Annotated in this window: 19 protein-coding genes; 17 read left to right on the top strand and 2 right to left on the bottom strand. The window is 66.5% G+C overall.

The window, feature by feature from the left end:
• The first annotated feature begins 124 nt into the window (after positions 1 to 124).
• The 12 genes from ACWIEX_RS23655 to ACWIEX_RS23600 all read left to right on the top strand — a co-directional run bounded on the left by ACWIEX_RS23655 (position 125) and on the right by ACWIEX_RS23600 (position 15,131).
• Positions 125 to 919 (top strand): calcium-binding protein, encoded by a 795-nt coding sequence (locus ACWIEX_RS23655; protein WP_454035369.1) that lies wholly within the window; start codon positions 125 to 127, stop codon positions 917 to 919.
• A gap of 132 nt (positions 920 to 1,051) precedes the next feature.
• Positions 1,052 to 3,346 (top strand): glycosyltransferase, encoded by a 2,295-nt coding sequence (locus ACWIEX_RS23650; protein ID WP_454035368.1) that lies wholly within the window; start codon positions 1,052 to 1,054, stop codon positions 3,344 to 3,346.
• Positions 3,343 to 4,182: a class I SAM-dependent methyltransferase gene (locus ACWIEX_RS23645; RefSeq protein ID WP_454035367.1), complete on the top strand. Its 840-nt coding sequence runs from the start codon at positions 3,343 to 3,345 to the stop codon at positions 4,180 to 4,182. Before ACWIEX_RS23650 ends, ACWIEX_RS23645 begins: the two co-directional genes overlap by 4 nt.
• Entirely contained in the window at positions 4,179 to 5,426 is a 1,248-nt protein-coding gene (locus ACWIEX_RS23640; protein ID WP_454035366.1) for a glycosyltransferase family 4 protein, read from the top strand. Before ACWIEX_RS23645 ends, ACWIEX_RS23640 begins: the two co-directional genes overlap by 4 nt.
• Positions 5,423 to 6,202, top strand: a complete 780-nt coding sequence (locus ACWIEX_RS23635) for a hypothetical protein (RefSeq protein ID WP_454035365.1) — start codon at positions 5,423 to 5,425, stop codon at positions 6,200 to 6,202. Before ACWIEX_RS23640 ends, ACWIEX_RS23635 begins: the two co-directional genes overlap by 4 nt.
• A gap of 3 nt (positions 6,203 to 6,205) precedes the next feature.
• Entirely contained in the window at positions 6,206 to 8,407 is a 2,202-nt protein-coding gene (locus ACWIEX_RS23630; protein WP_454035364.1) for a glycosyltransferase family 2 protein, read from the top strand.
• 38 nt (positions 8,408 to 8,445) lie between these two features.
• A complete protein-coding gene (locus ACWIEX_RS23625; protein WP_454035363.1) occupies positions 8,446 to 9,714 on the top strand; it encodes a glycosyltransferase family 4 protein in 1,269 nt (422 codons plus the stop codon).
• Positions 9,715 to 9,746: 32 nt separating this feature from the next.
• On the top strand, positions 9,747 to 10,943 hold the full coding sequence (locus ACWIEX_RS23620; protein ID WP_454035362.1) for a polysaccharide pyruvyl transferase family protein: 1,197 nt from the start codon (positions 9,747 to 9,749) through the stop codon (positions 10,941 to 10,943).
• Entirely contained in the window at positions 10,940 to 12,112 is a 1,173-nt protein-coding gene (locus ACWIEX_RS23615; RefSeq protein ID WP_454035361.1) for a hypothetical protein, read from the top strand. Before ACWIEX_RS23620 ends, ACWIEX_RS23615 begins: the two co-directional genes overlap by 4 nt.
• Positions 12,109 to 13,566, top strand: coding sequence for a polysaccharide pyruvyl transferase family protein (locus ACWIEX_RS23610; RefSeq protein ID WP_454035360.1), 1,458 nt, complete (start codon positions 12,109 to 12,111; stop codon positions 13,564 to 13,566). The genes ACWIEX_RS23615 and ACWIEX_RS23610 overlap by 4 nt, the downstream gene beginning before the upstream one ends.
• Positions 13,567 to 13,656: 90 nt before the next feature.
• Positions 13,657 to 14,691, top strand: coding sequence for a GSCFA domain-containing protein (locus tag ACWIEX_RS23605; RefSeq protein ID WP_454035359.1), 1,035 nt, complete (start codon positions 13,657 to 13,659; stop codon positions 14,689 to 14,691).
• A 92-nt stretch (positions 14,692 to 14,783) separates the two neighbouring features.
• Complete coding sequence (locus ACWIEX_RS23600) at positions 14,784 to 15,131, top strand: hypothetical protein (protein WP_454035358.1); 348 nt, start codon at positions 14,784 to 14,786, stop codon at positions 15,129 to 15,131.
• Positions 15,132 to 15,217: 86 nt separating this feature from the next.
• Here ACWIEX_RS23600 and ACWIEX_RS23595 read toward each other — a convergent pair whose 3' ends face one another.
• A complete protein-coding gene (locus tag ACWIEX_RS23595; RefSeq protein ID WP_454035357.1) occupies positions 15,218 to 16,543 on the bottom strand; it encodes an MFS transporter in 1,326 nt (441 codons plus the stop codon).
• A gap of 183 nt (positions 16,544 to 16,726) precedes the next feature.
• Here ACWIEX_RS23595 and cyoA point away from each other — a divergent pair, with 183 nt between their 5' ends.
• The 5 genes from cyoA to ACWIEX_RS23570 are packed head-to-tail and all read left to right on the top strand — an operon-like array spanning position 16,727 to position 21,586.
• Entirely contained in the window at positions 16,727 to 17,809 is a 1,083-nt protein-coding gene (gene cyoA / locus ACWIEX_RS23590; RefSeq protein WP_454035356.1) for a ubiquinol oxidase subunit II, read from the top strand.
• Positions 17,810 to 17,821: 12 nt separating this feature from the next.
• Positions 17,822 to 19,819 carry a cytochrome o ubiquinol oxidase subunit I gene (gene cyoB, locus ACWIEX_RS23585; protein WP_454035355.1) on the top strand — a complete coding sequence of 666 codons (1,998 nt, stop codon included), beginning with the start codon at positions 17,822 to 17,824 and terminating at the stop codon, positions 19,817 to 19,819.
• A 9-nt stretch (positions 19,820 to 19,828) separates the two neighbouring features.
• Positions 19,829 to 20,461 carry a cytochrome o ubiquinol oxidase subunit III gene (gene cyoC / locus ACWIEX_RS23580; RefSeq protein WP_061966279.1) on the top strand — a complete coding sequence of 211 codons (633 nt, stop codon included), beginning with the start codon at positions 19,829 to 19,831 and terminating at the stop codon, positions 20,459 to 20,461.
• Positions 20,458 to 20,829 carry a cytochrome o ubiquinol oxidase subunit IV gene (cyoD, locus tag ACWIEX_RS23575; RefSeq protein ID WP_454035354.1) on the top strand — a complete coding sequence of 124 codons (372 nt, stop codon included), beginning with the start codon at positions 20,458 to 20,460 and terminating at the stop codon, positions 20,827 to 20,829. Before cyoC ends, cyoD begins: the two co-directional genes overlap by 4 nt.
• A gap of 10 nt (positions 20,830 to 20,839) precedes the next feature.
• Positions 20,840 to 21,586, top strand: coding sequence for an SURF1 family protein (locus ACWIEX_RS23570; RefSeq protein WP_454035353.1), 747 nt, complete (start codon positions 20,840 to 20,842; stop codon positions 21,584 to 21,586).
• Positions 21,587 to 21,593: 7 nt separating this feature from the next.
• Here the strand turns inward: ACWIEX_RS23570 and ACWIEX_RS23565 are convergent, their stop codons facing one another.
• On the bottom strand, positions 21,594 to 22,595 hold the full coding sequence (locus tag ACWIEX_RS23565; protein WP_454035352.1) for a 4-hydroxyproline epimerase: 1,002 nt from the start codon (positions 22,593 to 22,595) through the stop codon (positions 21,594 to 21,596).
• Positions 22,596 to 22,605: the final 10 nt, after the last annotated feature.

Genomic DNA, 22,605 nt, shown 5'->3' with positions numbered 1-22,605 from the left:
ATCTTCCCCCGGTCGAATGATGGCCTGATCTATCGGAAGGCTGTCGTACCCATTCCTGGTCTTTTCGTTCCGCGGTGCGGCCGTCGAACGTTCCAGGTTCATCAGATCGCTGAGGAGGTGCCGTATGGCAACGATCGAAGGAAGTGCATTCGACGACTTTTTGATTGGGAGTCGTTTCAGCGACGTGATCCTCGCCGGCGCCGGCGATGACATCGTCAAGGGTGGGGATCAGGTCGATTCCCTGTTCGGCGAAGAGGGCGATGACACGCTGTTCGGCGACGGCGGCAACGATGCCCTGTTCGGCGGCGAGGGTAATGACACCCTGTTCGGCGGGCTCGGCGACGATGTCCTGTCCGGCGACGAAGGCAATGACGCCCTGTTCGGCGGCGAGGGCAATGATACGCTCATCGGTGGCGCCGGTGACGACATCCTGCGCGGCAATGCCGGCGACGATGTCCTGGTCGGGGGTGAAGGCAACGACATCCTGCAGGGCGGACCCGGCGACGACATCCTCCAGGGTGGCGCCGGAAACGACGTCCTTCAGGGCGGTGAGGGTGCCGATATCCTCAATGGCGGCGTCGGTGACGACATCCTGCAGGGTGGCGCGGGCGACGACATGCTGTTCGGCGGTGCCGGCAACGACATGCTGCATGGCGGCGCGGGCGCAGACACCTTCGTGTTCGCCGGCGGCGGCGGCAACGATGTCGTCCTCGATTTCGAGGCGGGCTCGGACATGCTGCAGATCGCCTCGGACATCAACGGCACGGGCGTGTCTTCGGCCGAGGACGTGGCCGCGCGTGCGACCACCGTTGGCGGCAACACGGTCGTCGACCTCGGCAATGGCGACACGCTGACCCTGGTCGGCGTCTCCGCCGACGACGTTCAGGCCGACCCGAACTCCTACTTCACGGTCGCCTGATCCTGATGCGATCCCTCGTCCGCCGCATGGCCGGGCGAGGGATCCGCAGCCCCGGAGCGCGCATGTCCCCGGAAAGTGTCCCCCCGCTTTCCGCAAGCGCTCCGGGATTCTCCGTGCCGCAGGAACGCCCCAATGCTTTCACTTGCGCCTGTCGCGATGGCGACGACACCGCCGGCCCAGCTCGAACTCCACCGCCTCGGCGGTTCGGTCTTCCTGCTCTGCTGGACGCTCGAGGCCTCGCCTTTCGGTAAGCCTGCGATCGCGCTCACCGCCAGCGGCCGGCGCCTGCCTGCGGCCTCGATCTCGCTCGGCCTGCGCGATGGACGCGAGCGGCTCGTCGTCGCCTTCCGCTCGTCTGGCCATGACAATGTCGTCGCGACCCTCAGCGATCACGGGCCGCAGGGGGATGTGACGGCCGGTTTCGACCCGACGCTGGTTCATGGCCTCGCCGACCCGACCGAGCTTCTGAAGGAGCTTGCCCCTCAGGCGCGCCTGACGCTCGCCAATGCGCTGGTCCGGTCCTGGCCGCCGCTGTTCGGTCTCGCTGCGATTCCGAACTACCTGTCCTTTCTGCGCCAGCTTCTGCTGACCCTGTTTCCCAAGCCGGCGGCAATGCAGCCGACCGCGGCCCTGGTCGAAGGCCAGTGGCTGTTCGAGACGGCCGTGCCGGCCGATTTTGGTGCCTTGCAGGGCGTCGCGCGCCTCGATGGCACCGGGCTTTCGCGCCTCGATCTCAAGGCAAGGCTGGGTGCCACCGATCGCGGCGGCAAGCGCGAGCTTCATCTCGTTCTCGACGCGCCGCCCAGCCGGGGCGGCGGGCTCCTGATTCTGCAGGGCGAGCGCTCGCTCGTGCTGCGCGCCTTGCCCGGCCGGCAGGCGGCGGCTTCGCTCGGCCGTTGGTGGGCGGGCAAGGCAGCCAGCCGGGACGGGTTGCGCAACTGGGTCGTCGAGCAGCTTGCGGGGTTGTCCGAACAGGGCCGTCTGCTCGCCATCGAGATGCAGCGGCGCGTGCCGCTCGCCGTCCAGCATGTTCGCCGCAGCGACGATCTGCCCGCCGCCGAGCTCGATCTCGCGGTCTGCAACCGGGCGGGGCTCCTGATCGGTGGCTGGCTGCGCGATCCCGACGATCTGCTGGAGGAAGTGCTGCTGCATCGCGGCAATGGCGAGCCGATCGCGATGCTCGCGCATTTGCAACGCTTCCCTGTCCGCCTGCCGGCCGGGGCGGATGGCGAGACGCGCGCCGCCACGGGCTTTGCCGGTTTCGCCTCGGATTACGCCACCGGGGCGCCGGTGCTGCAGCCGCGCTGCGAGATCAAGCTGAAATCCGGCACGACGCTGACGCTGCGCCCGCCGGTGCAGCCGGCCGATGCCGTGACGATCCGGGCGAGGGCGCTCGCGGCAATCCCGCCGCAGTACCTGACGGCCGATATGCTGGAGACGACGCTCGCGCCGGTGCTCGCCGCCTGCCAGGAGGATTTGCGCGACAGCCGGCCCGAACCGACCGCCAGGATGTTCGGCCAGCCGCTGGCGCGGCCGAAGGCCTCGGTCGTGATCCCGCTTTACCGCGTCTACGATTTCCTGCGCGTGCAGGTCGCGGCCTTCGCCGGCGACCGCTGGTTCGCCGAGAATGCCGAGCTGATCTATGTGCTCGATTCACCCGAGCACGAGGCTGAGGTCGGCCACCTCCTCGGCGGATTGCATCTCGCCTACGGCCTGCCGATGCAGCTCGTGGCGATGCGGCGCAATGGCGGGTTCTCGGCCGCCTGCAATGCGGGCGCGAACCAGGCGCGCGGCGAGGTTCTTGCTCTCGTCAACTCCGACGTGATCCCCACCGCCAACGACTGGCTGCCAACGCTGATCGCCAAGCTCGATCGCGGGGCGCGGGTCGGCGCCGTCGGCCCGAAGCTGCTCTACGATGACGGCTCGCTGCAACATGCGGGATTGTTCTTCAAGCGCGACAGCAAAGGCACCTGGCTCAACCATCATTACTTCAAGGGCATGCCCGGCAGCTACGCGCCGGCCAATGTCGAGCGACCGGTGCCCGGCGTCACCGGGGCCTGCATCGTCATGGCGCGCGATCTCTACGAGGAGCTCGGCGGCTTCGACGAGAGCTATGTGATCGGTGATTACGAGGACAGCGACCTCTGCCTCAAGATCCGCCGCGCCGGCTTCGGCATCCTCTACGTGCCGGATGTCGCGCTCTACCATCTCGAACGGCAATCGATCGCGCGCAGCACCGACTACACGCGCGGCGCCGCCTCCCAGCACAATGCCTGGCTGCAAAGCCAGCGCTGGGGCGCGCAGATCGATGCGCTGATGCAGGCCTTCGAGACATCCGCCCCGGAGCTCGCCTTGCCGGCGCCCGTTGCTCCCAGCGAACCCGACCTTGTTCCCCGCTTCGGCTTCAGGAGAGCGACCGCAGCATGACCGCCCTGAGACAGATCGCACCAGAGCCGGCTCCCGCGGAAGTTTCCGCCGGGCCCGAGCTCGACTGGCTGATGGCGTCGCTGCAGAGCAACCGCTTCATGCCGCATCCGCCCCCGGATTCGATCTTCGTCGGCGATGGCGATTATCGCGCGATCGGTGCCGAGTTCCTCGGCCATTTCATCCGCATCGGTCGCCTCCGGCCGCATGAGCGCGTCTTCGATATTGGCTGCGGCATCGGCCGCATGGCGGTGCCATTGACGCAATATCTCGATCCCGAGCGCGGCAGCTATGATGGCGTCGATCCGGTGATGGAGGGCATCCTCTGGTGCGCCCAGACGATCACCCCGGCCTATCCGCGCTTCCGCTTCCAGCGGCTCGATATCGCTCACCCGCTCTACAACCCGCAAGGATCCCTGCCTGGCCTGGAGGTCCGCTTCGGCTTTGCCAATGGCAGCTTCGATTTCGTGACGATGACCTCGGTCGCGACGCATCTGCCGCCCGAGGAACTGGTGGTCTACCTGCAGGAGGCCGCGCGCTTGCTGGCACCGGGCGGGCGCCTCTTCCTGACCGCCTTCGCGATCGACGGCACCTCGACGGGGCAGGAGCGCCTCTCCTTCAAGCGCTGGCAGGATGGGCCGGGCTGGTACGCCATCGACGAGGCGCCGCTCGCGGCCGCCGGCATCGACAGCCGCTTCCTGCTGGAGCAGGCGACGCAGGCCGGGCTTACCGTCGAGGCGCTCAGGCCCGGCCATTGGCGCGGCATCAGCGCGGCGCATTACCAGGATCTGCTGATCGCCACGAAGCCGGGGGGCAAGGGACCGGGGGGCATGGCATGAGCCGGCGCATCCTCGTCGTCGCGCATAACCATCCGGCGTTGCATCCGGGCGGCACCGAGATCTTCGCGCATGATCTGTCGCAGGCCTATCGCGAGCAGGGCTGCGAGGTGCTGTTCCTCGGCGCGACCAATGCGATGCATCGCGAGCCCCATCCCGGCACGGCGCTGCAGGCGATCGGCGAGGACGTGGTGCTGTGGAGCGCGCATTACGACCGCTTCCACATGAGCCAGATCGACCATTACGGCACGTTGCAGGATCTCGCGACGCTGCTTGAGGAGTTCCGGCCGGACGTGATCCACGTCCATCATCTCGTGCTGATCGGCGCGGAGTTCCTGACACTGGCCCGCCGGCTGCTGCCGCAGGCGGCGATCGTGATGACGCTGCACGACTATTATCCGATCTGCCATCATGACGGATTGATGGTGCGGCCGGGCGACCGCCAGCGCTGCAACGGCTCCTCGCCCTCCGCCTGCCATGGCTGCTTCCCCGAGATCGGCTCCGATCGTTTCCTGCTGCGCGAGCGCTTCATCAAGACGCATCTGGCGGCGGTCGACCGTTTCGTCGCGCCGAGCCGCTTCCTGCGCCAGCGCTATGTCGATTGGGGTCTGCCCGGCGAGCGGATCGAGGTCATCGCCAATGCCCGCCCGGCGCAGGAGGCCGCGCCGCACCGGCAGGCCACCGGCCGACGCACCAGCTTCGGCTATTTCGGCAATCTCAACCCCTGGAAGGGCGTGCTGCCGCTGCTGCAGGCGGCGCAATTGCTGCGCGCTTCCGGCGAAACCGAATTCTCGCTGCGCATCCACGGTGGCGCGCCGTTCCAGAGCGAGGCTTTCACGACGGCGCTCGACGCGGCGCTTGCAGGCGCAGAGGGCGTCGTCTCCCATTGCGGGCCCTATTCCCGTGACGAGGTGCCGGGCCTGATGGCGGAGGTCGACTGGGTGGTGATGCCCTCGATCTGGTGGGAGAACGCACCGCTCGTCATCCAGGAAGCCTTCCAGCACCGCCGCCCACCGATCGTCAGCTCGATCGGCGGCATGGCCGAGATGGTGCGCGACGAGATCGACGGGCTGCACGTCCGGCCGGGCGACCCGGCCGCACTGGCCCGTACCCTTCGCCGGGCGATGGAGGAGGCCGGCCTCTGGCAGCGCCTCGTCCACGGCATCGCCGAGCAGCCTTCGCTAGCAAGCTGCGTCGGCCGCCACCTCGCCCTCTTCGATGATCTCAAGCTCGCGGAGGCCGCATGACAACGGCTCAGTATCAGGACCAGGAGGTCCGCCGTCCCGATCAGGACAACGAGGTCCGCCTTCCCAACGTCAACCCTGCCCGCCTGAATGGACGGGTCGATGCCCTCGACGGCAGCCGCCTGCATGGCTGGATCTGGGACGAGGCTCGTCCCGACGAGGCGATCACCGTCAGGATTTCCCTGGATGGCAAGGTCGTCGCAGAGACCAAGGCCGACCAGAGCCGCATCGATCTGCGCCGCAATGGCATCGGCGACGGCAAGCACGCCTTCTCGATCGATCTCGACGAGGCGCTGGTCGCGGCGCGTGCGCGTCTGACGATCGTCGGTGTCTCCGCGGCCACGGGCGTCGAACTCGAATTGCGCCTGCCGGCGGCGGACGAACTGGCGGCGGAGGCTGCGATCGCGGTGCCGCTGGCGCGCTTCTTCGACAAGGTCGAGATGCTGATCGTGCTCAACCGGCGCGCCCAGCTTGCCCAGAAGGAGCTCAACGAGAAGCTCGACCGCATCGCGGCGCGGCTGGAGGAGAACCATGCGCTGGCCGAGGCGACCAAGGCCGAGACCGAGAGCCAGAGCGAGATCGTGCGCAGGCTCGGGGAGCTCGACGTCTTCCAGCTCCGTTTCGACGGCACCTTGCGCGGCTTCGACGAGCGACTCGACGCGATCCGCAAGGAGGCGCGGGCGCCGCTCCGGCAGGTCACTGTCATCCTCGGCTTCCTCTCGACGCTCGCGGCGGTGATGTCCTTCGTCACGCTCGCCGTCACGCTTTGGGGAGGGTGAGGGATGAGCGAGGTCATCGTTCCCGAGAGGACCGCGATCGCGCAGGCGCCGACCGTGGCCTGGACGCCGCTCGGCGAGAACGCGATCCTCGTCCGCAGCCATTGCGATGCCATTCCAGCGAAGGTGCCGGTCGCGGTCGACGGCAACCCGCGCAACCGCGCCCAGACCATGGTGTTGAGCTGGCGCCGGCCCGGTGCCGAGCCGTCTGCCGCCACCGGTTTCCTGTGTCTCGCGCCGGCGCCTAGCGTCGACAACAGCGGCACCGGCGCGTTGCTGATCGGCAGGCCCGGCCGGCCGCTGCGCCTGATCCTGGCGCCGAAGCCGCAGCCCCTGCAGGCTTTCCTCTCCGAACTCGCGGATGATGCCGGGCAGGCTTTCCCGAGCGTGGTCGACGGATTGCTCGAAGTGCTGCTGACCGGGGCGCCCAATCCGCGGCGCCTCAGGGCCGTGGCGATGCTGCTGCAGACGGTGGCGCGGCCAGGCGGCTTCGTCGAAGTGATGGGCAAGCTCGACGATATCGCGGGGGCGGAACGCAGCATCTTCCTGCAGGGCTGGACCTCCCATTTCGCCGCCGGGCGCGTGAAGCTCCTGATCTCGCATGGCGGCCTGTCGCCGGCCCATCTCGAAACCGGGACCTTCGAGCGCGACGATCTCGGCGAGGGTGCGCGCGGCTTCTTCGGCCTGCTGGAGGATTGCCACGTCCAGCATCCCGGCGAGATCGAACGGCTTTATTTCCGCGGCAATGACGGCTGGCGCGCGCTCGAGGTCTATGAGCGCTATGTCCTGCTCGAACCGATCACCGTGCCCGGCCATCTGCGCGACGGCCTACAGCGCGGTACGGCCCCGCAGGCGACGGCCGACAAGCTCAAGCGCGCCTCGCAGCGCTTCGACGGCCGCGACACGGTCTGCCTGCTGGAGGAGCCGGTACGCGCCGGCATCGACTCGGTGACCGTGGTCGAAGGCACCGGCGTGCTCATCATCGGCTGGCTGTTCGATCCCGAGCGCCGTGTCGACGGCGTCTCGCTGCGCAGCGGCAGCCAGTCCTGCGCTGTCGATCGCCTGTGGACCCGGGTGCAGCGCGCCGACGTGACGGCAGCCTTCATGGAAGACCCGCGCTTCGGCCCTGCGCTCGCGTCGCGCCGTAACAATCACGGTTTCATCGTCTTCGCACCGAAACTCCTGCCGGAGGCCGGCCAGCCGCTGCATCTCGCTTTCGAGGTGCAGGGCACGGGCCCCGCCTTCCTGCCGCTCGAACCCAACCGTGCCCCGGCACGGCGGGCGCTCGAGCGTGTGCTCGGTCTGCTCGATGCCCGTTCCTCGACGGCCAATGCCGTGGTCGAACGGCAGATCGCGCCGGCTTTGCAGGCGGCCGAGATCGCGCCGCCGCGCGCCGCGGAAACGCTCGATGTCGGTGCTTTCGATCCGGAAGCCGCGCTTGGCCTCGTGATCGGACTCGATCACCGCCATCGCGAATTGTCGGCGCTCTTCGCCTTGCTCGCGATGGACCCGGAAGCGCGGCCCTTGCCGATCGTGCTCGCGGCGCCCTCCGAGAGCTTCGACCGCGTCGGCGCGGAAGCGCGCCGGCTCGCGCGCTTCTATGGGTTGTCGATGCGCCTCGTCGCAGTGGAAGGCGTCGAGGATGCCTGCGACGCGCTGGAGGCAGGCGTGCGTGCCTGTCGTTTCCAGACGGTGGCTCTGCTTTCCGGCGCCGCGCAGATCCGCATGCCCGGCTGGCTCGGCCGGCTGGAGCGGGCCTATCGGGCGCGGGGCGGCCAATGCGTCGCCAGCCCCACGCTTCTGTTCGAGGACGATTCGATCCGCTGGGCCGGCGCCTGGCTGGAAGGCGAGGGGGCAAGCCGGCGGATCGCCAACCGTTTCGTCGGCTATCCGCTGGAAGCTGTCGGCAATCTCGGCCCGATGGAGGTCGCTGCCGGGGCGAGCGAGTGCTGCGTGCTGTCGCGCGCCGCCTTTATCGAGGTCGGCGGCTTCGCGCGCAACTATTTCACCACGGCGGAGAAGGGGCTCGATCTCTGCCTCAAGCTCCGGATGGCGGGCTCGCCCTCGCTCTGGGTGCCGGATGTCGAGGTCTATGCGGTCGACGATGGCGAAACCGCGGCGCCCCATGCCGGCGCGCTCGCCCAGCTTGCCGACCGCACCAGCTTCGACCGGCGCTGGGCGCTCGCCATCTCCAACATGAAAGGCTGAGGATGCGGGTTCTCGTGATATCGCACGGCCATCCTTCGATGTCCCTGGGTGGCGCGGAGGTGGCTTCCTACAATCTCCACAAGGGCTTGCAGGCGGGCGAGGGCGTCGATTCCCATTTCCTCGCCCGCGTCGGTGCGCCGACGCCGCGCCATGCCGGCACGGCGCTGATGAGCCTGCGCCAGCGCGGCGGCGAATTGCTCTACTATGCCGAGGATTACGACCACTTCCTGATCTCGAATCGGGCGACGGAGGAGATCGAGCGCGATTTCGTGCGCGTGCTGAACGACCTGAAGCCCGACGTGGTGCATTTCCACCATTTCATCGGGCTCGGCCTCGAATGCCTGTTCGCGGTGCGCGACGCGCTGCCGGACGCGCTGATCGTGGTGACCTTCCACGAATATCTCTCGATCTGTCACCATCACGGCCAGATGGTGAAGACCGGCCAATTCAAGCTCTGCTACCGGGCCTCGCCGACCGACTGCAACGCCTGCTTCCCGGACATCTCGCCCGCCCGCTTCCTCGCTCGCGAGACCTTCATCAAGGGCATGCTGGGACTGGCCGACCATTTCGTCTCGCCGAGCCGCTTCCTCGTCGATCGCTATGTCGACTGGGGCCTCGCTGAAGACCGTTTCTCGGTGATCGAGAACGGCATCGATGTCGCCGGCGCCGCCCCGCCACGCCCCCTGCCGGAGGGCAAGGGGCGGCGTTCGCGCTTTGCCTATTTCGGCCAGCTCACGCCCTACAAGGGCGCCGATGTGCTGATCGATGCGGTGACCCGCATTCCGGAAGATGTCTGGGGCGAGGATTCGATCCTGCTGGTCTATGGCGGCAACCTTGAGAGGCAGCCGCAGGCCTATCAGGACAAGTTCGCCAAGCTCGTGGAAGCGGCCGGGCGCCGCGTGCGCTTCTGCGGCGCCTTCCAGAACCGCGAGATGCCGAACCTGATGCGTTCGGTCGACTGGATGGTGATGCCCTCGGTCTGGTGGGAAAACTCGCCGATCGTGATCCAGGAGGCGTTCTTCCACGGCCGCCCGATCCTGGCGAGCAATCTCGGCGGCATGGCCGAGAAGATCACCGACGAGGTCGACGGCCTGCATTTCCGGCCTGGCAGCCCGGAAGACCTTGTCGACTGCATGACGCGCGCGCTGACCGAGCCCGGCCTCTGGGATCGTCTGCGCGGCGGCATCAAGCGGCCGATGAGCCATGTCGAATGCGCCGGGACGCATCTCGATCTCTACCGCCGCCTGCTGGCGGAACGCAGCAAGCCTGCGCCCGTGCGGCAGGACCCTCCCGCGATGATCGCCTGAAACCATAACGAAACAACAGGGGAGACCCGACCATGGCCCGCATCCTCGTCATCAGCCCCTCCGGGGAGGTCTATGACCACGACAATGTCCGCTGGTATCGCCATGCCGATCTGCAGAGCCATATCGAGCACTACCACAATATCGGCGACGCCTTCGTCTTCGATTCCTCGCTGAAGCTGCTCAATTTCGAGAAGCTCGACGAGCTGCCGATCGATCGCGTCGATCCCGCGATGATCGACCGGCTCAATGCCGAATACGACTACGTCTTCCTGCGCGGCTCGAACTATGTCCATGCGCAGATGAACTGGGCGCAGGCGGCGGACGTGCTGCGCCGGCTGAAGATCCCGGTCATCGCCTTCGGCATCGGCGCGCAGGCGCCGGTCAGCGGCAAGCTGGAACTGAGCGAGGACACGAAGACGGTCCTCAAGCTCATTTCGGATTCCACCGCCTCGCTCGGCGTGCGCGGCACCTATTCCGCCGAGGTGCTGAACGATCTCGGCATCAGGAATGTCCGCATTATCGGCTGCCCGACGGCGTTCCGGAACAACGATCCCAACCTCGCCATCCGGCTGCCGCCGCTGGAGCAGATCAAGACCGCCGGCGTGACGCTCAGGCGCGAGGTCTCGAAGACCTATGCGCAGGACATCAAGCGCTACCTCACCTTCCACCGCTCCCTGGTGAAGGCGATGGCGGATCGTTTCGAGGTCACGCTGATGTCGCAGGGCGAGGTCGAGGAGAAGAAGCTCGCGCTGGGCACCATCGACCAGCAGGCGCAGGCGATGACGGCGCTGCGCGCCAATGAATGGGCCAATAGCTGGTATCTCGACGAGCAGGTCGAGCGGCTCTACCAGACCCGGATGTTCTATTCCGACGTGGTCGCGGAATACGAGCGATTGGTGCGTGGGCTCGACCTCGTGCTCGGCTACCGTCTGCACGGCAACCTGATGGCGCTCGCCAACGGTACGCCCTCGATCTACTTCACCTATGACAGCCGCACCGTCGAATTCGCGGATACGTTCAAGATCCCGAGCGTCGACGTCTTCTCCGGCCAGGATTTCAGGCTGGAAGACTATTGGGAGCAGGCGCGCTTCGACCGATTCAACGCAGCCTATGGGCAGGTCTACCGCGCGATGAGCGCGTTCCTCAGCGAGAACAAGGTCGACCACAAGATGGTCAAGCCGGCTGCGGCTGCCCAAGAGGCGCCCGCGCCGGAAAGGAAGGTGGCATGAGGGGCGCCCCCGCCCTGCAGGCGGCCCTGTCGGCCGCATGCCTGCTGCTGGCGCTGCCCGCGGTCGCGCAGGGCTATCGGCTCGAGCTCGCACCCGGCGCGCAGGAGGAGACGGTGGTCTCCTGGGCGCGCGAGCGCTGCGAGGAATGGGACCTGCCGGATGCGCCGCTGCGCGCCTTCCGCGACGACAAGGGCGAGGTCGTCGCCTTCGCCAGCCATTACCGCAGCCGTCCGCTGATCGGCCGTGACCTCACCTCGATCCGCAAGAGCTGCGCGGTGTCCTTCCAGGCGAAGAACAGCGCCGATCCGAGCCAATTCAGCGACAAGAGCTGGATCGCCGCGACCTGGACCGATGACGGCCGCCATGTCCAGGCGCTGATCCATGCCGAATACCATGCCGACAAGCATCCCGGCGCCTGCCGCTTCAAGGCGGCGATGAGCTGCTGGTACAATGTCGTCACTGCCGCTCGCTCGAACGATGGCGGTCGCAGCTTCAGGACCGACGAGCCGCGTCCCTTGGTGGCGGCGCCGCCCTACAAGCAGGAGGTCGGGCAGGGTCGGCATCGCGGCTTCTTCAACCCTTCGAACATCGTCGAGACGGACGGCGCCTGGTATGCGCTGATCGCGACGACGGGCGGCGAGGGCCAGAAGAACGGCGTCTGCCTGTTCCGCTCGACGGATATCAAGGACGCGACGGCGTGGCGCGCCTTCGACGGGCAGGATTTCACGATCTCCGCCGTCGATCCCTATCGCGGCGACCTGAGCCAGGCCCGGCCATGCCAACCGCTCAGGCACCTGCCCACCACGGTCGGCTCGGTCACCCGGCACGAGGCGAGCGGGCAATGGCTCGCGCTGTTCCATCTCGGCCCCGATCCCAAGCTGGGCATTGCCGGCGGGCGTGTCGCCTATAGCTGGTCGAAGGACCTCGTGAGCTGGTCGCCGCTGCAGACGCTCGTCACGCATCCGACGATGTGGAGCAAGGATTGCGGCGATCGCGACCGCTATGGCTACGGCGCCATCGCAGACCCTGCCTCGCCCTCGCGCAATTTCGAGACCACGGGCAACGAGCCCTTTCTGTTCATGACCAAGATGCATGTCGCCGACTGCAAGCTCGGCCCCCAGCGCGATCTCGTCCGCATCAAAATCCGCATCGTGAAGGACAATCCATGAATGCGCCCGCCCATCCGCTCCCGGCCAGCCAGGTCGTGCAGAGCATGAAGATCCTGCGCGCGACCACGCAGGAGGTCGTCGTGCTCGTCGCGCGCGAGCCCGGCGGGAGCTGGCCGTCGCTGCGCCTGCTCATCGACGGGCAGGACTACGCCACTATCAACCCGGGCGCGCTCGTCACCGGCGATGCGACCATGGCCGAGATCGCCATCCCGCTGCCGGCCCTGCCGGAGACGCGTCTGCGCTCCATCGCGGTCGCCGATGCCCGCACCGGCGCGCTCGCGCCCGGCTCGGAATTGCGCCCGGTCTCGAAGACGAAGGCGTTGCGGGCACTGGTGATCTACCCGGCCGGCGAGGTCTACGACCATGACAAGGTGCGCTGGTATCGCGCGCCGATGGAGAAGCTGCTCAGCGACTATTTCAATATCGGCGACATGATCGTCTACGACTCGACGCTGAAGCTCCTCGATTACGCGCATCTGGAGCCGATGAAGATCATGTCGCCGACGGATGCCGACATCGCGCGCTATGCCAGCGAGTTCGATTTCGTCTTCGTGCGCGGCTCGAACTTCATCCATGAGAGCATGGAGTGGTTCCGCGCCGTCGAGGTGCTGGAGAAGGTCAAGCTGCCGGTCTACGCCATCGGCGTCGGCGCGCAGGCGAGCCAGAACCGCCGGATCGAATTGTCCGAGGGCTCGAAGCGCTTCTGGTCGATCGTGGCCGAGCGTTCGGCCGCCATCGGCGTGCGCGGCGCCTTCAGCGCCGAGACGCTCAGGCAGAACGGTATCCGCAATGTCGAGGTCGTCGGCTGTCCCTCGATCTTCCGCACCCGCAATCGCGACCTCCAGATCCGCGTCCCCGATCAGCGCGAGATCCGCAAGGTCGCGTTCAGCCTGCGTCGCGAGGCCGACAAGAGCTACACCGCCGATCCGGAAGCCTATCTGCGCAACCAGAAGGCTGCCTTGCTCAAGGTCGACAGCCAAAGCGAGATGGTGATGTCCTCGCATGGCGAGCAGGAGGAGAAGGCCTTCTTCCTGCGCGATCCCGCGGCCAAGGAGAAGGCTGTCGCGGAATTCATCCGCACCGGCTGGTGGAACGGGGCGGACGATGCCGCGATGCGTCGAATCTACGAGAAACAGCTCTTCTCGTTCTTCGATGTCGAGCACTACGACGCCTTCGCCCGCTCGCAGGACCTCGCGGTCGGCTATCGCGTCCATGGCGTGCTGCCGGCCGTCGCGCATGGCGTGCCCGGCGTGCTCGTCGCCTATGATACGCGCAGCCAGGAACTGGCGGAGACGCTGAAGATTCCGGTCGTGCCGGAGGCGGCGCTGGCTGAGGGCGGCTGGCGCGCGGTCTATCAGGAGGCGGCGCTGAACGGCCTCGCGAAGAGCTATGCCGGCTCCTACGACCGGATGCGCGGCTTCCTCGACCGGAACGGCATTCCCCACCGGATGTGAAGGCCGATCCGGGGGCATGAACGGCTTCGCCAAGCCTGGCGGGGCGCGAAGGCTCTCCGGCTATCGGCTTCCACGAACCAGGAGACGATCATGAAGATCGAATACGATGCAGGCACGGCCCTTTCGATCATGCGCGGAAACCCCGTGCGCGGCTGGACCTCGGGCAAGCCCGAGAAAATGGCCAGGGAGCGCCTGACGACGGGTGACTATCTCGCCGTGGCGCATAAGCCGAAATTCAGGATCGACCCGTCCTGGCCGATCTTCACCATGGGCTCCTGCTTCGCGCGCGAGGTCGAGAACATCCTGATGCTGCGCGGCCTGCCGCTGCTGCTCGCAGGCCATGGCGTGCCGGCCGAGCATTTCGAGAGCTGGAGCGAGGAAACCGGCCGCGGCGGCGGGGCCGATCGCGGCCAGCTCAGCCGGGGCGCGCTCAACAAATATTCGGTGCGCTCCATGACGCATGAGCTCAAGCGCGTGCTGCTCGGTGAAAGCTATCCCGACGAGGGGCTGATCGAGCTCGCGCCGGGGCAATGGTTCGACCCGCAGGCCAGCGGATTGCGATTGCTGGATCGCGAGAGCGCCTTCGCCAATCGCAGGCGCCTCACCGAGGCGACGGCGCAGATCAGGCAGGCGCGCATCTGCTTCTTCACGCTCGGCCTGACCGAGACCTGGCAGGATGCCGAGACAGGCATCGCCATGAACGCCCATCCCGGCCCGACCTGGCTGCAGCGGATGCCGGAGCGCTTCCGTTTCGTGGATTACGGCTACGATGCGACGCTCGCCGACATGGAGGAGATCATCGGGCTGATCCGCGAGCATTGCCACCCGGAGATGCGCTTCGTCGTCACGGTCTCGCCGGTGCCGTTCGGCGCGACCTTCAAGGACGCCGATGTCATCGTCGCCAACAGCGCCTCGAAATCGCTGCTGCGGGCGGTGGCGGAGGAGCTGTTCCGGCGCCACGACTTCGTCGACTACTTCCCGAGCTACGAGATCGTGTTGAACTCGCCCCGCGCGCTCGCCTTCCAGGACGATCAGCTCCACATTGCCCGCGACATGGTCGCGCATGTGATGTCGACCTTCCAGAGCGCCTATCTGGCGCCGGCGGAGCAGCCCCAGGCCGCCTGACGGATCGATGCGGTTTCACGCTTGTTCTGAAAAGTGGGGGGCGTCATCCGTATGGACGACGCCCCCCGTGCGGTATGGGATGACAGAACATCATGAGGATCGTCACCGCATCGGCCCTGAGCTTCCTGCTCTGGCAACCCGTTCAGGCTGAAACCCTGTTCGTCACTTGCGACAACGGCCTGCGTTGCTTCCGGGCGCCATGCCCGGCCCGCGACGTCCTGCTCCTGCCCTCCAACCGGCGCCTGCCGCGCACCGAAGCGTCGCTGACGCAATTGACGGAAGCCGAGCGCAAGCGCGTGGCGGAGGTCAGCGGCACCTATTACGGCACGATCGTCTTCGCCGGCGAGATCGATGAGAGCCGGAAGCCGCCGGTCGTCGCCACGCGCATCGTCCGCGAGGCGACGAAGGCCGAAGCCGCGCTCTGCCGGAAGCGGCCCTGAAGCGCGCGCGGGTGAATTCCCGTCCTTGAGGCGGATGACGCGGTGTCACCGCTTTCTGTACCGCCAGGGCCGCGACAGAGAATGCCTCAGCCGTAGCGCCCTTCCAGCCGCCGGTCGATCCACAGGGCCGCCAGCGTGCAGAGCGCGCCGGAGAGCAGGTAGAGGCCGACCCAGGCGAGACCGAAGCTGCTCGACAGGGTCAGCGCGACCAGCGGGGCGAAGCCGGCGCCGATCAGCCAGGCGAAGTCGGAGGTCAGTGCCGCGCCGGTATAGCGGTATTGCGCCTTGAAGCTGGAAGCGACCGCGCCGGCCGTCTGGCCATAGGCGAGGCCGAGCAGGCCGAAGCCGATGATCACGTAGATCGTCTGGCCGGCAAGGCTGTCGCCGAAGAGCAGGGGCGCGACGATGCTCGACAGGCTGAACAGCGCGATCATCCCGCCCGAAAGCAGCAGCGTGTTGCGGCGCCCGATCTGGTCGGCGATCAGGCCGGAGGTGACGATCGCGCCTGCGCCGACCACGCCGCCGGCGGCCTGCACCAGCAGGAACTCGGAAACCGAGCGGTCGGTGAAGAGATTGATCCAGCTCACCGGGAAGATGGTGACGAGGTGGAAGAGCGCGAAGCTCGCCAGCGGCACGAAGGCGCCGACGATGAGGGTGCGGCCGTGGACGCGGATGAGCTCGACGACCGGGACCGGCATCAGCTCACGGGTTTCCATCAGCTGGGCGAATTCCTGGGTCGCGACCATGCGCAGCCGGGCGAAAAGCGCGACGACGTTGATCGTCAGCGCGACGAAGAAGGGATAGCGCCAGCCCCAGCCGAGGAAATCCTGCTTCGAGAGCGCACCCTCGAAATAGGCGAAGAGCCCGGCCGCCAGGATGAAGCCGAAGGGCGCTCCGAGCTGCGGCAGCATCGCATACCAGCCGCGGCGGTTGGGCGGGGCATTGAGCGCAAGCAGGGAGGACAGCCCGTCCCAGGCGCCGCCGAGCGCGATGCCCTGCAGCAGGCGAAAGCCCGCGAGGATGACGATCGACCAGATGCCGAGCGTCGCATAGCCCGGCAGGAAGGCGACACCCGCCGTCGAGCCTCCAAGCAGGAAGAGGGCGGCGGTGAGCTTGGTGGCGCGGCCGTAACGGCGGTCGATCGCGAAGAACAGCACCGAGCCGATCGGGCGGGTGACGAAAGCCAGCGCGAAGATGCCGAAGGCATAGATCGTGCCTGTCAGGCGGTCGGCGAAGGGAAAGACCAGCTCGGGGAAAACCAGCACGCAGCCGAGGCCGAAGACGAAGAAATCGAAATATTCCGAGGTCCGGCCGATGATGACGCCGAGCGCGATATCGGCCGGCGACACGTGGTCGCGGCCATGCTCGTCCGCCGGATGCCTCGTTGAATGGTTCGCTGCGTCAGCGCTCATGACCGCGAATTCCTCGTTGGCGGGCCTGCCGGCCGAACCGGACTTGCCCGCACCTGATACAAATGGATACGGTGGATAGAAGCCACCCGTCAAACCATCGCAATGAGACAGATTGTCTTATGTGCGGTGCGAAAGAATGGGAATAGAGAACGGCAGTCCCGGATGAGGGAGGTCTCGAGTCTCTTGCGGATCTTTCGTTTTTTAGCGGTTCTACCGCTCTTCGCGCTGCTCGGCGGCTGCCAGATGGTGCTGCTCGGCCCGTCCGGCGATGTTGCGCTGCAACAACGCAACCTGTTGCTCGCCTCGACCGGGCTGATGCTGCTGATCATCGTGCCGGTGATGGCGCTGACGATCTTCTTCGCCTGGCGCTACCGCGCCTCGGCCAAGGCCAGCTACGATCCGGAGTGGAACCATTCGCTGCCGCTGGAGGTGGTGATCTGGTCGGTGCCGCTGCTGATCATCATCGTGATCGGCGCCATGACCTGGATGGGCACGCATCTGCTCGACCCCTATCGCCCGCTCAACCGCATCAGTGCCGGCAAGCCGGTGGTCGAGGCTAAGGCCGGTGGCAACGGCGTCCGCAAGGAGCCGCTCGTCATCGAGGTCGTCGCGCTCGACTGGAAATGGCTGTTCCTCTACCCGGCGCAGGGCATCGCCTCGCTCAACGAGGTGGTGGCGCCGGTCGACCAGCCGATCGAGTTCCGCATCACCTCGTCCTCGGTGATGAATTCGCTCTTCATTCCGGCGCTGGCCGGCCAGATCTACGCGATGCCGGGCATGCAGACCAAACTCAACGCCGTGATCAACCATGCCGGCGAGTTCGAAGGCTTCTCGGCCAATTACAGTGGTGCCGGCTTCTCCGACATGCGCTTCCGCTTCCGTGGCGTCGACGACAAGGCTTTCGGCGACTGGGTGCAGGGTGCGATCCGCACCGGCAGCCCGCTGGGGCGCGAGGAGTATCTCGTGCTGGAGAAGCCGAGCGAGCGCGAGCAGGTCCGCTATTTCCGCGACATCCCGTCCGATCTCTTCAGCGCCATCCTCAACATGTGCGTCGACCGGGCGAAGATGTGCACGCGCGACATGATGGCGCTGGACGCGAAGGGTGGCGGCGGCAAGGAAGGCATCCATATCGTCGCGCAGCTCGAATACGACAAGAGCGTGCGCCGGGGCGGGCAGCCGATGCCGCCGCGTCCGTTCGTGACGGCGATCTGCACGCCGACCGATGTCTACGGCACCGCGGGCGTCACCGCCCGTGTCGCCAACTGAGGCGAGTGAGCGATGACCTATCCCGACTGGTGGAAGCTGATCTTCGGGCGCTTCACCTTTGAGGCGATCCCCTATCACGAGCCGATCCTGATCGGGACCTTCGCCGCGGTCGCGCTCGGAGGCCTCGCGCTCATCGCGCTGGTCACTCGGCTCAGGCTCTGGGGCTATCTCTGGCATGAGTGGTTCACCAGCGTGGACCACAAGAAGATCGGGATCATGTACATGATCCTCGGCGTGATCATGCTGCTGCGCGGCTTCGCCGATGCGCTGATGATGCGTGGCCAGCAGGCGATCGCTTTCGGCGCCAACGAGGGCTATCTGCCGCCGCATCATTACGACCAGATCTTCACGGCGCATGGCGTGATCATGATCTTCTTCGTGGCGATGCCCTTCGTCACCGGCCTGATGAACTATGTCGTGCCGCTGCAGATCGGCGCGCGCGACGTCGCCTTCCCCTTCCTCAACAATTTCTCGTTCTGGATGACGGTGAGCGGCGCCGTCCTGGTGATGATGTCGCTGTTCGTCGGCGAATTCGCCAAGGTCGGCTGGCTCGCCTATCCGCCGCTTTCGGGGGCCGCCTACTCGCCCGGGGTGGGCATGGACTACTACCTATGGGCCCTGCAGATCGCAGGCGTGGGCACGACATTGTCCGGCGTCAACCTGATCGCGACCATCGTCAAGATGCGGGCGCCCGGCATGGAGATGATGCGGATGCCGGTCTTCACCTGGACCGCGCTCTGCACCAACGTCCTGATCGTCGCGACCTTCCCGATCCTGGCGGCGACACTCGCGCTGCTGACGCTCGACCGCTATGTCGGCACCAATTTCTTCACGAACGATCTCGGCGGCAACCCGATGATGTACGTGAATCTGATCTGGATCTGGGGCCATCCCGAGGTCTACATCCTGATCCTGCCGATCTTCGGGGTGTATTCCGAGGTGGCCTCGACCTTCTGCGGCAAGCGCCTCTTCGGCTATGCCTCGATGGTCTATGCGACGGTGGTCATCACCATCCTGTCCTATCTCGTCTGGCTGCATCATTTCTTCACGATGGGCTCGGGCGCCAGCGTGAACTCGTTCTTCGGGATCACGACGATGATCATCTCGATCCCGACGGGGGCGAAGATCTTCAACTGGCTGTTCACGATGTATCGTGGCCGCATCCGCTTCGAGCTGCCGATGATGTGGCTCCTCGCCTTCATGATCACCTTCGTCATCGGCGGCATGACCGGCGTGATGCTGGCGGTGCCTCCGGCCGATTTCATCCTGCATAACAGCCTGTTCCTGATCGCCCATTTCCACAACGTCATCATCGGCGGCGTGGTCTTCGGCGTCTTCGCCGGCATCGCTTACTGGTTCCCCAAGGCCTTCGGCTTCAAGCTCGACCGATTCTGGGGCCTGCTCTCGTTCTGGTTCTGGGTGATCGGCTTCTACGTCGCCTTCATGCCGCTCTATGTGCTCGGCCTGATGGGCGTGACGCGGCGGCTCAGCCGCTTCGAGGACCCGTCGCTGCAGATCTGGTTCGTGGTCGCGGCGATGGGCGCGGTGCTGATCGCGCTCGGCATCCTCTGCTTCATCATCCAGATCGGCGTCAGCATCCTCCGCCGCGAGCAATTGCGCGACGTGACCGGCGATCCCTGGGACGGGCGCACGCTGGAATGGTCGACCTCCTCGCCGCCGCCGGCCTACAATTTCGCGTTCACGCCGATCGTGCATGACCTCGATGCCTGGGCCGACATGAAGAAGCGCGGCTACAGCCGCCCGCTCGGCGGCTTCAAGCCGATCCACATGCCACGGAACACCGGTGCGGGCGTGATCATCGCCGGGCTCGCCACGGTCTGCGGTTTCGCGCTGATCTGGTATATCTGGTGGCTGGCGGCGCTCACCTTCGTCGGCGTGGTCGCGACCGCGATCATCCATAGCTTCAACTACGACCGCGATTTCCACATCCCCGCAGGCGACGTCGTGCGGGAAGAGGAAGCGCGCAGCCGACAGCTCGGACGGGCCTGAGGGGCGATGATGGCCAAGGCGAAAGCACAGGCTCAAGCCGCGAGCGTGCCGGCATTCTACGTCACCGGGGACGATCACGCCCATTCCGGCGGCTCGACCATGCTCGGCTTCTGGCTCTACCTGATGAGCGACTGCCTGATCTTCGCAGTGCTCTTCGCGACCTATGGCGTGCTCGGGCGCAATTATGCAGCGGGGCCCTCTGGCGCCGACCTGTTCGATCTCAGGCTGGTCGCGGTCAACACCGCCATGCTGCTGTTCTCATCGATCACCTATGGCTTCGCCATGCTGGCGATGGACAAGGGCAAGCAGGCGCTGATGCAGCGCTGGCTCGTCGTCACCGGGCTGTTCGGCCTCGCCTTCCTGGCGATCGAGCTCTACGAGTTCGCGCATCTCATCCGCGAGGGCGCGACGCCGATGCGCAGTGCCTTCCTGTCCTCGTTCTTCACGCTGGTGGGCACGCACGGCCTGCACGTCACCTTCGGCCTGATCTGGTTGACGGTGCTGATGGTGCAGGTCTCGAAGCGCGGGCTGATCGAGGCGAACCGCCGGCGCCTGTTGTGCCTCTCGATGTTCTGGCACTTCCTCGACGTCATCTGGATCGGCGTCTTCACCTTCGTCTACCTGATGGGCGTGCTGAAATGAGCGGTAGCCACGACCAAGCCGAACCGCATGGCGCCCATGGCGACGACCATGCCCCGCATGGCAGCCTGCGCGGCTATGTCACCGGCTTCTTGCTTTCGGTCGTCCTGACCGCGATCCCGTTCTGGCTGGTCATGAACGACATGCTGGGGAATGCGACGCTGACGGCGATCGTGATCATGGCTTTCGCGGCCGCGCAGATCGTCGTCCACATGGTCTACTTCCTCCATATGAACGGCCGCTCGGAGGGCGGCTGGAACATGATGGGGCTGATCTTCACCCTCGTTATCGTGGCGATCGTGCTCGCCGGCTCGCTCTGGGTGATGTTCCACCTCAACAGCAACATGATGCCGGACATGCACAGAATGTAAGGCAGGGCCGATGTCGGTGGATGCGGGCGGGCACGCGCGCGGTGGGTTTGCCCGATTCGCCTTTGCCGCGGCGCTCTGTCTCTTCACGCTGGTCTTCGTCGGGCTCGGCATCTGGCAGGTCGAGCGCCGGAGCTGGAAGCTTGACCTGATCGCCCGCGTCGAGGCGCGGATTCATGCTGCTCCGAGCACAGCACCGGGGCCGGATGAGTGGAGCGGCGTTGGTGCAGCCGCCGACGAATACCGACGCATCGCCATGCAGGGCCGCTATCTCGATGCGCCGGAGACGCTGACCATGGCCGTCACCGGGCGCGGACCCGGCTTCTGGGTCATGGCGCCGTTCCGCAGCGATGCCGGCTTCACTGTTCTGGTCAATCGCGGTTTCGTGCCGGAGGATCGGCGCGGGGTGGATGAGCGCCGCGCGGCGGAACCCGGAGAGACGCGGGTCGTGGGGCTGCTGCGCCTGAACGAGCCTGGCGGCGGCTTCCTGCGCAATAACGATCCCGCTGCAGGGCGCTGGTATTCGCGCGACGTTGCCGCGATCGCTGCCGCGCGAGGTCTGGGTGCGGTCGCGCCCTATTTCGTCGATGCCGATGCCGCCGCCGAACCGGGCCCGTTGCCACAGGGCGGCATGACCCAGGTCAGCTTCCGCAACACGCACCTGATCTATGCGCTGACCTGGTTCTGCCTGGCACTGATGAGCAGCGGGGCCGTGGTCTTTCTGTTGCGTCGCGGAGCGGACGAGCGATCCGCAAGCTGAAGCGGCCTCAGGCGACGACGAAGCCGTGGGCGAAGGGGTCGCGATCGTCGATGAAGATGGTGTTGTAGCCGGTCATCCGGGCCCAGCCGGCGATCGAGGGAATGATCGCCGGGCGGTTCGCGACGGTCGTTGCGGCCTCGACGCGGCCCTTGAACAGTGAGCCGATGATCGATTCATGCACGAACTCGTCGCCGACGGCGAGCTTACCCTTGGCGGCGAGCTGGGCCATGCGGGCGGAGGTTCCGGTGCCGCAGGGCGAGCGGTCGATCGCCTTGTCGCCGTAGAACACGGCGTTGCGAGCATGCGCCTCCGGCTTCGTCGCCTTGCCGGTCCACTGGATATGGCTGAGCCCCTGGATCTCAGGGTGTTCGGGGTGGACGAATTCGTATTTCTTGTTCAGCGCCGCGCGCAGCTTCGGCGACCAGCCGATCAGCTCGCCGGCGGTATGGTCGGCCATGTCCCGGAAATTCTTCTGCGGCTCGACGATCGCGTAGAAATTGCCGCCATAGGCGACGTCGACGACGATCTCGCCGAGACCCTCGACCTCGGCCGTCAGGCCCTCGGCATAGAGGAAGCCCGGCACATTGGTCAGGCGGACCTCCTCGACGAAGCGGCCCTCCTGGCGATAGCTGATATCGACCTTGCCGGCGGGCGCCTCGATCGAGAGCTTGCCCGGCTCGCGCGGGGTGATCAGCCCGTTCTCGATGCCCATGGTGATCGTGCCGATCGTGCCGTGGCCGCACATCGGCAGGCAGCCCGAGGTCTCGATGAAGAGCACGGCGACGTCGCAATCGGGGCGGGTCGGCGGATAGAGGATCGAGCCCGACATCATGTCGTGGCCACGCGGCTCGAACATCAGGCCGGTGCGGATCCAGTCGAACTCGCGCAGGAAATGCGCGCGCTTCTCCAGCATGTTCGCGCCTTCGAGGCGCGGGCCGCCGCCGGAGACGAGGCGCACCGGATTGCCGCAGGTGTGGCCGTCGATGCAGGAGAAGGTGTGGCTGGCCATGGTCCGACTC

The organism is Allobosea sp. NPDC055353 (assembly GCF_053644975.1).
Note: the sequence above shows the minus strand (reverse complement) of the source record. Positions and strands in the feature narration are given on the sequence as shown.

Excerpts from the sequence above, each read along its gene's own strand:
- ACWIEX_RS23655 (WP_454035369.1), top strand. The coding sequence starts at position 125 with ATGGCAACGATCGAAGGAAGTGCATTCGACGACTTTTTGATTGGGAGT.
- ACWIEX_RS23650 (WP_454035368.1), top strand. The coding sequence starts at position 1,052 with ATGCTTTCACTTGCGCCTGTCGCGATGGCGACGACACCGCCGGCCCAG.
- ACWIEX_RS23635 (WP_454035365.1), top strand. The coding sequence starts at position 5,423 with ATGACAACGGCTCAGTATCAGGACCAGGAGGTCCGCCGTCCCGATCAG.
- ACWIEX_RS23615 (WP_454035361.1), top strand. The coding sequence starts at position 10,940 with ATGAGGGGCGCCCCCGCCCTGCAGGCGGCCCTGTCGGCCGCATGCCTG.
- cyoB (WP_454035355.1), top strand. The coding sequence starts at position 17,822 with ATGACCTATCCCGACTGGTGGAAGCTGATCTTCGGGCGCTTCACCTTT.
- ACWIEX_RS23630 (WP_454035364.1), top strand. The coding sequence starts at position 6,206 with ATGAGCGAGGTCATCGTTCCCGAGAGGACCGCGATCGCGCAGGCGCCG.
- ACWIEX_RS23625 (WP_454035363.1), top strand. The coding sequence starts at position 8,446 with ATGTCCCTGGGTGGCGCGGAGGTGGCTTCCTACAATCTCCACAAGGGC.
- ACWIEX_RS23565 (WP_454035352.1), bottom strand. The coding sequence starts at position 22,595 with ATGGCCAGCCACACCTTCTCCTGCATCGACGGCCACACCTGCGGCAAT.
- cyoD (WP_454035354.1), top strand. The coding sequence starts at position 20,458 with ATGAGCGGTAGCCACGACCAAGCCGAACCGCATGGCGCCCATGGCGAC.
- ACWIEX_RS23640 (WP_454035366.1), top strand. The coding sequence starts at position 4,179 with ATGAGCCGGCGCATCCTCGTCGTCGCGCATAACCATCCGGCGTTGCAT.
- cyoC (WP_061966279.1), top strand. The coding sequence starts at position 19,829 with ATGGCCAAGGCGAAAGCACAGGCTCAAGCCGCGAGCGTGCCGGCATTC.
- ACWIEX_RS23600 (WP_454035358.1), top strand. The coding sequence starts at position 14,784 with ATGAGGATCGTCACCGCATCGGCCCTGAGCTTCCTGCTCTGGCAACCC.
- ACWIEX_RS23570 (WP_454035353.1), top strand. The coding sequence starts at position 20,840 with ATGTCGGTGGATGCGGGCGGGCACGCGCGCGGTGGGTTTGCCCGATTC.
- ACWIEX_RS23605 (WP_454035359.1), top strand. The coding sequence starts at position 13,657 with ATGAAGATCGAATACGATGCAGGCACGGCCCTTTCGATCATGCGCGGA.
- ACWIEX_RS23620 (WP_454035362.1), top strand. The coding sequence starts at position 9,747 with ATGGCCCGCATCCTCGTCATCAGCCCCTCCGGGGAGGTCTATGACCAC.
- ACWIEX_RS23595 (WP_454035357.1), bottom strand. The coding sequence starts at position 16,543 with ATGAGCGCTGACGCAGCGAACCATTCAACGAGGCATCCGGCGGACGAG.
- ACWIEX_RS23645 (WP_454035367.1), top strand. The coding sequence starts at position 3,343 with ATGACCGCCCTGAGACAGATCGCACCAGAGCCGGCTCCCGCGGAAGTT.
- ACWIEX_RS23610 (WP_454035360.1), top strand. The coding sequence starts at position 12,109 with ATGAATGCGCCCGCCCATCCGCTCCCGGCCAGCCAGGTCGTGCAGAGC.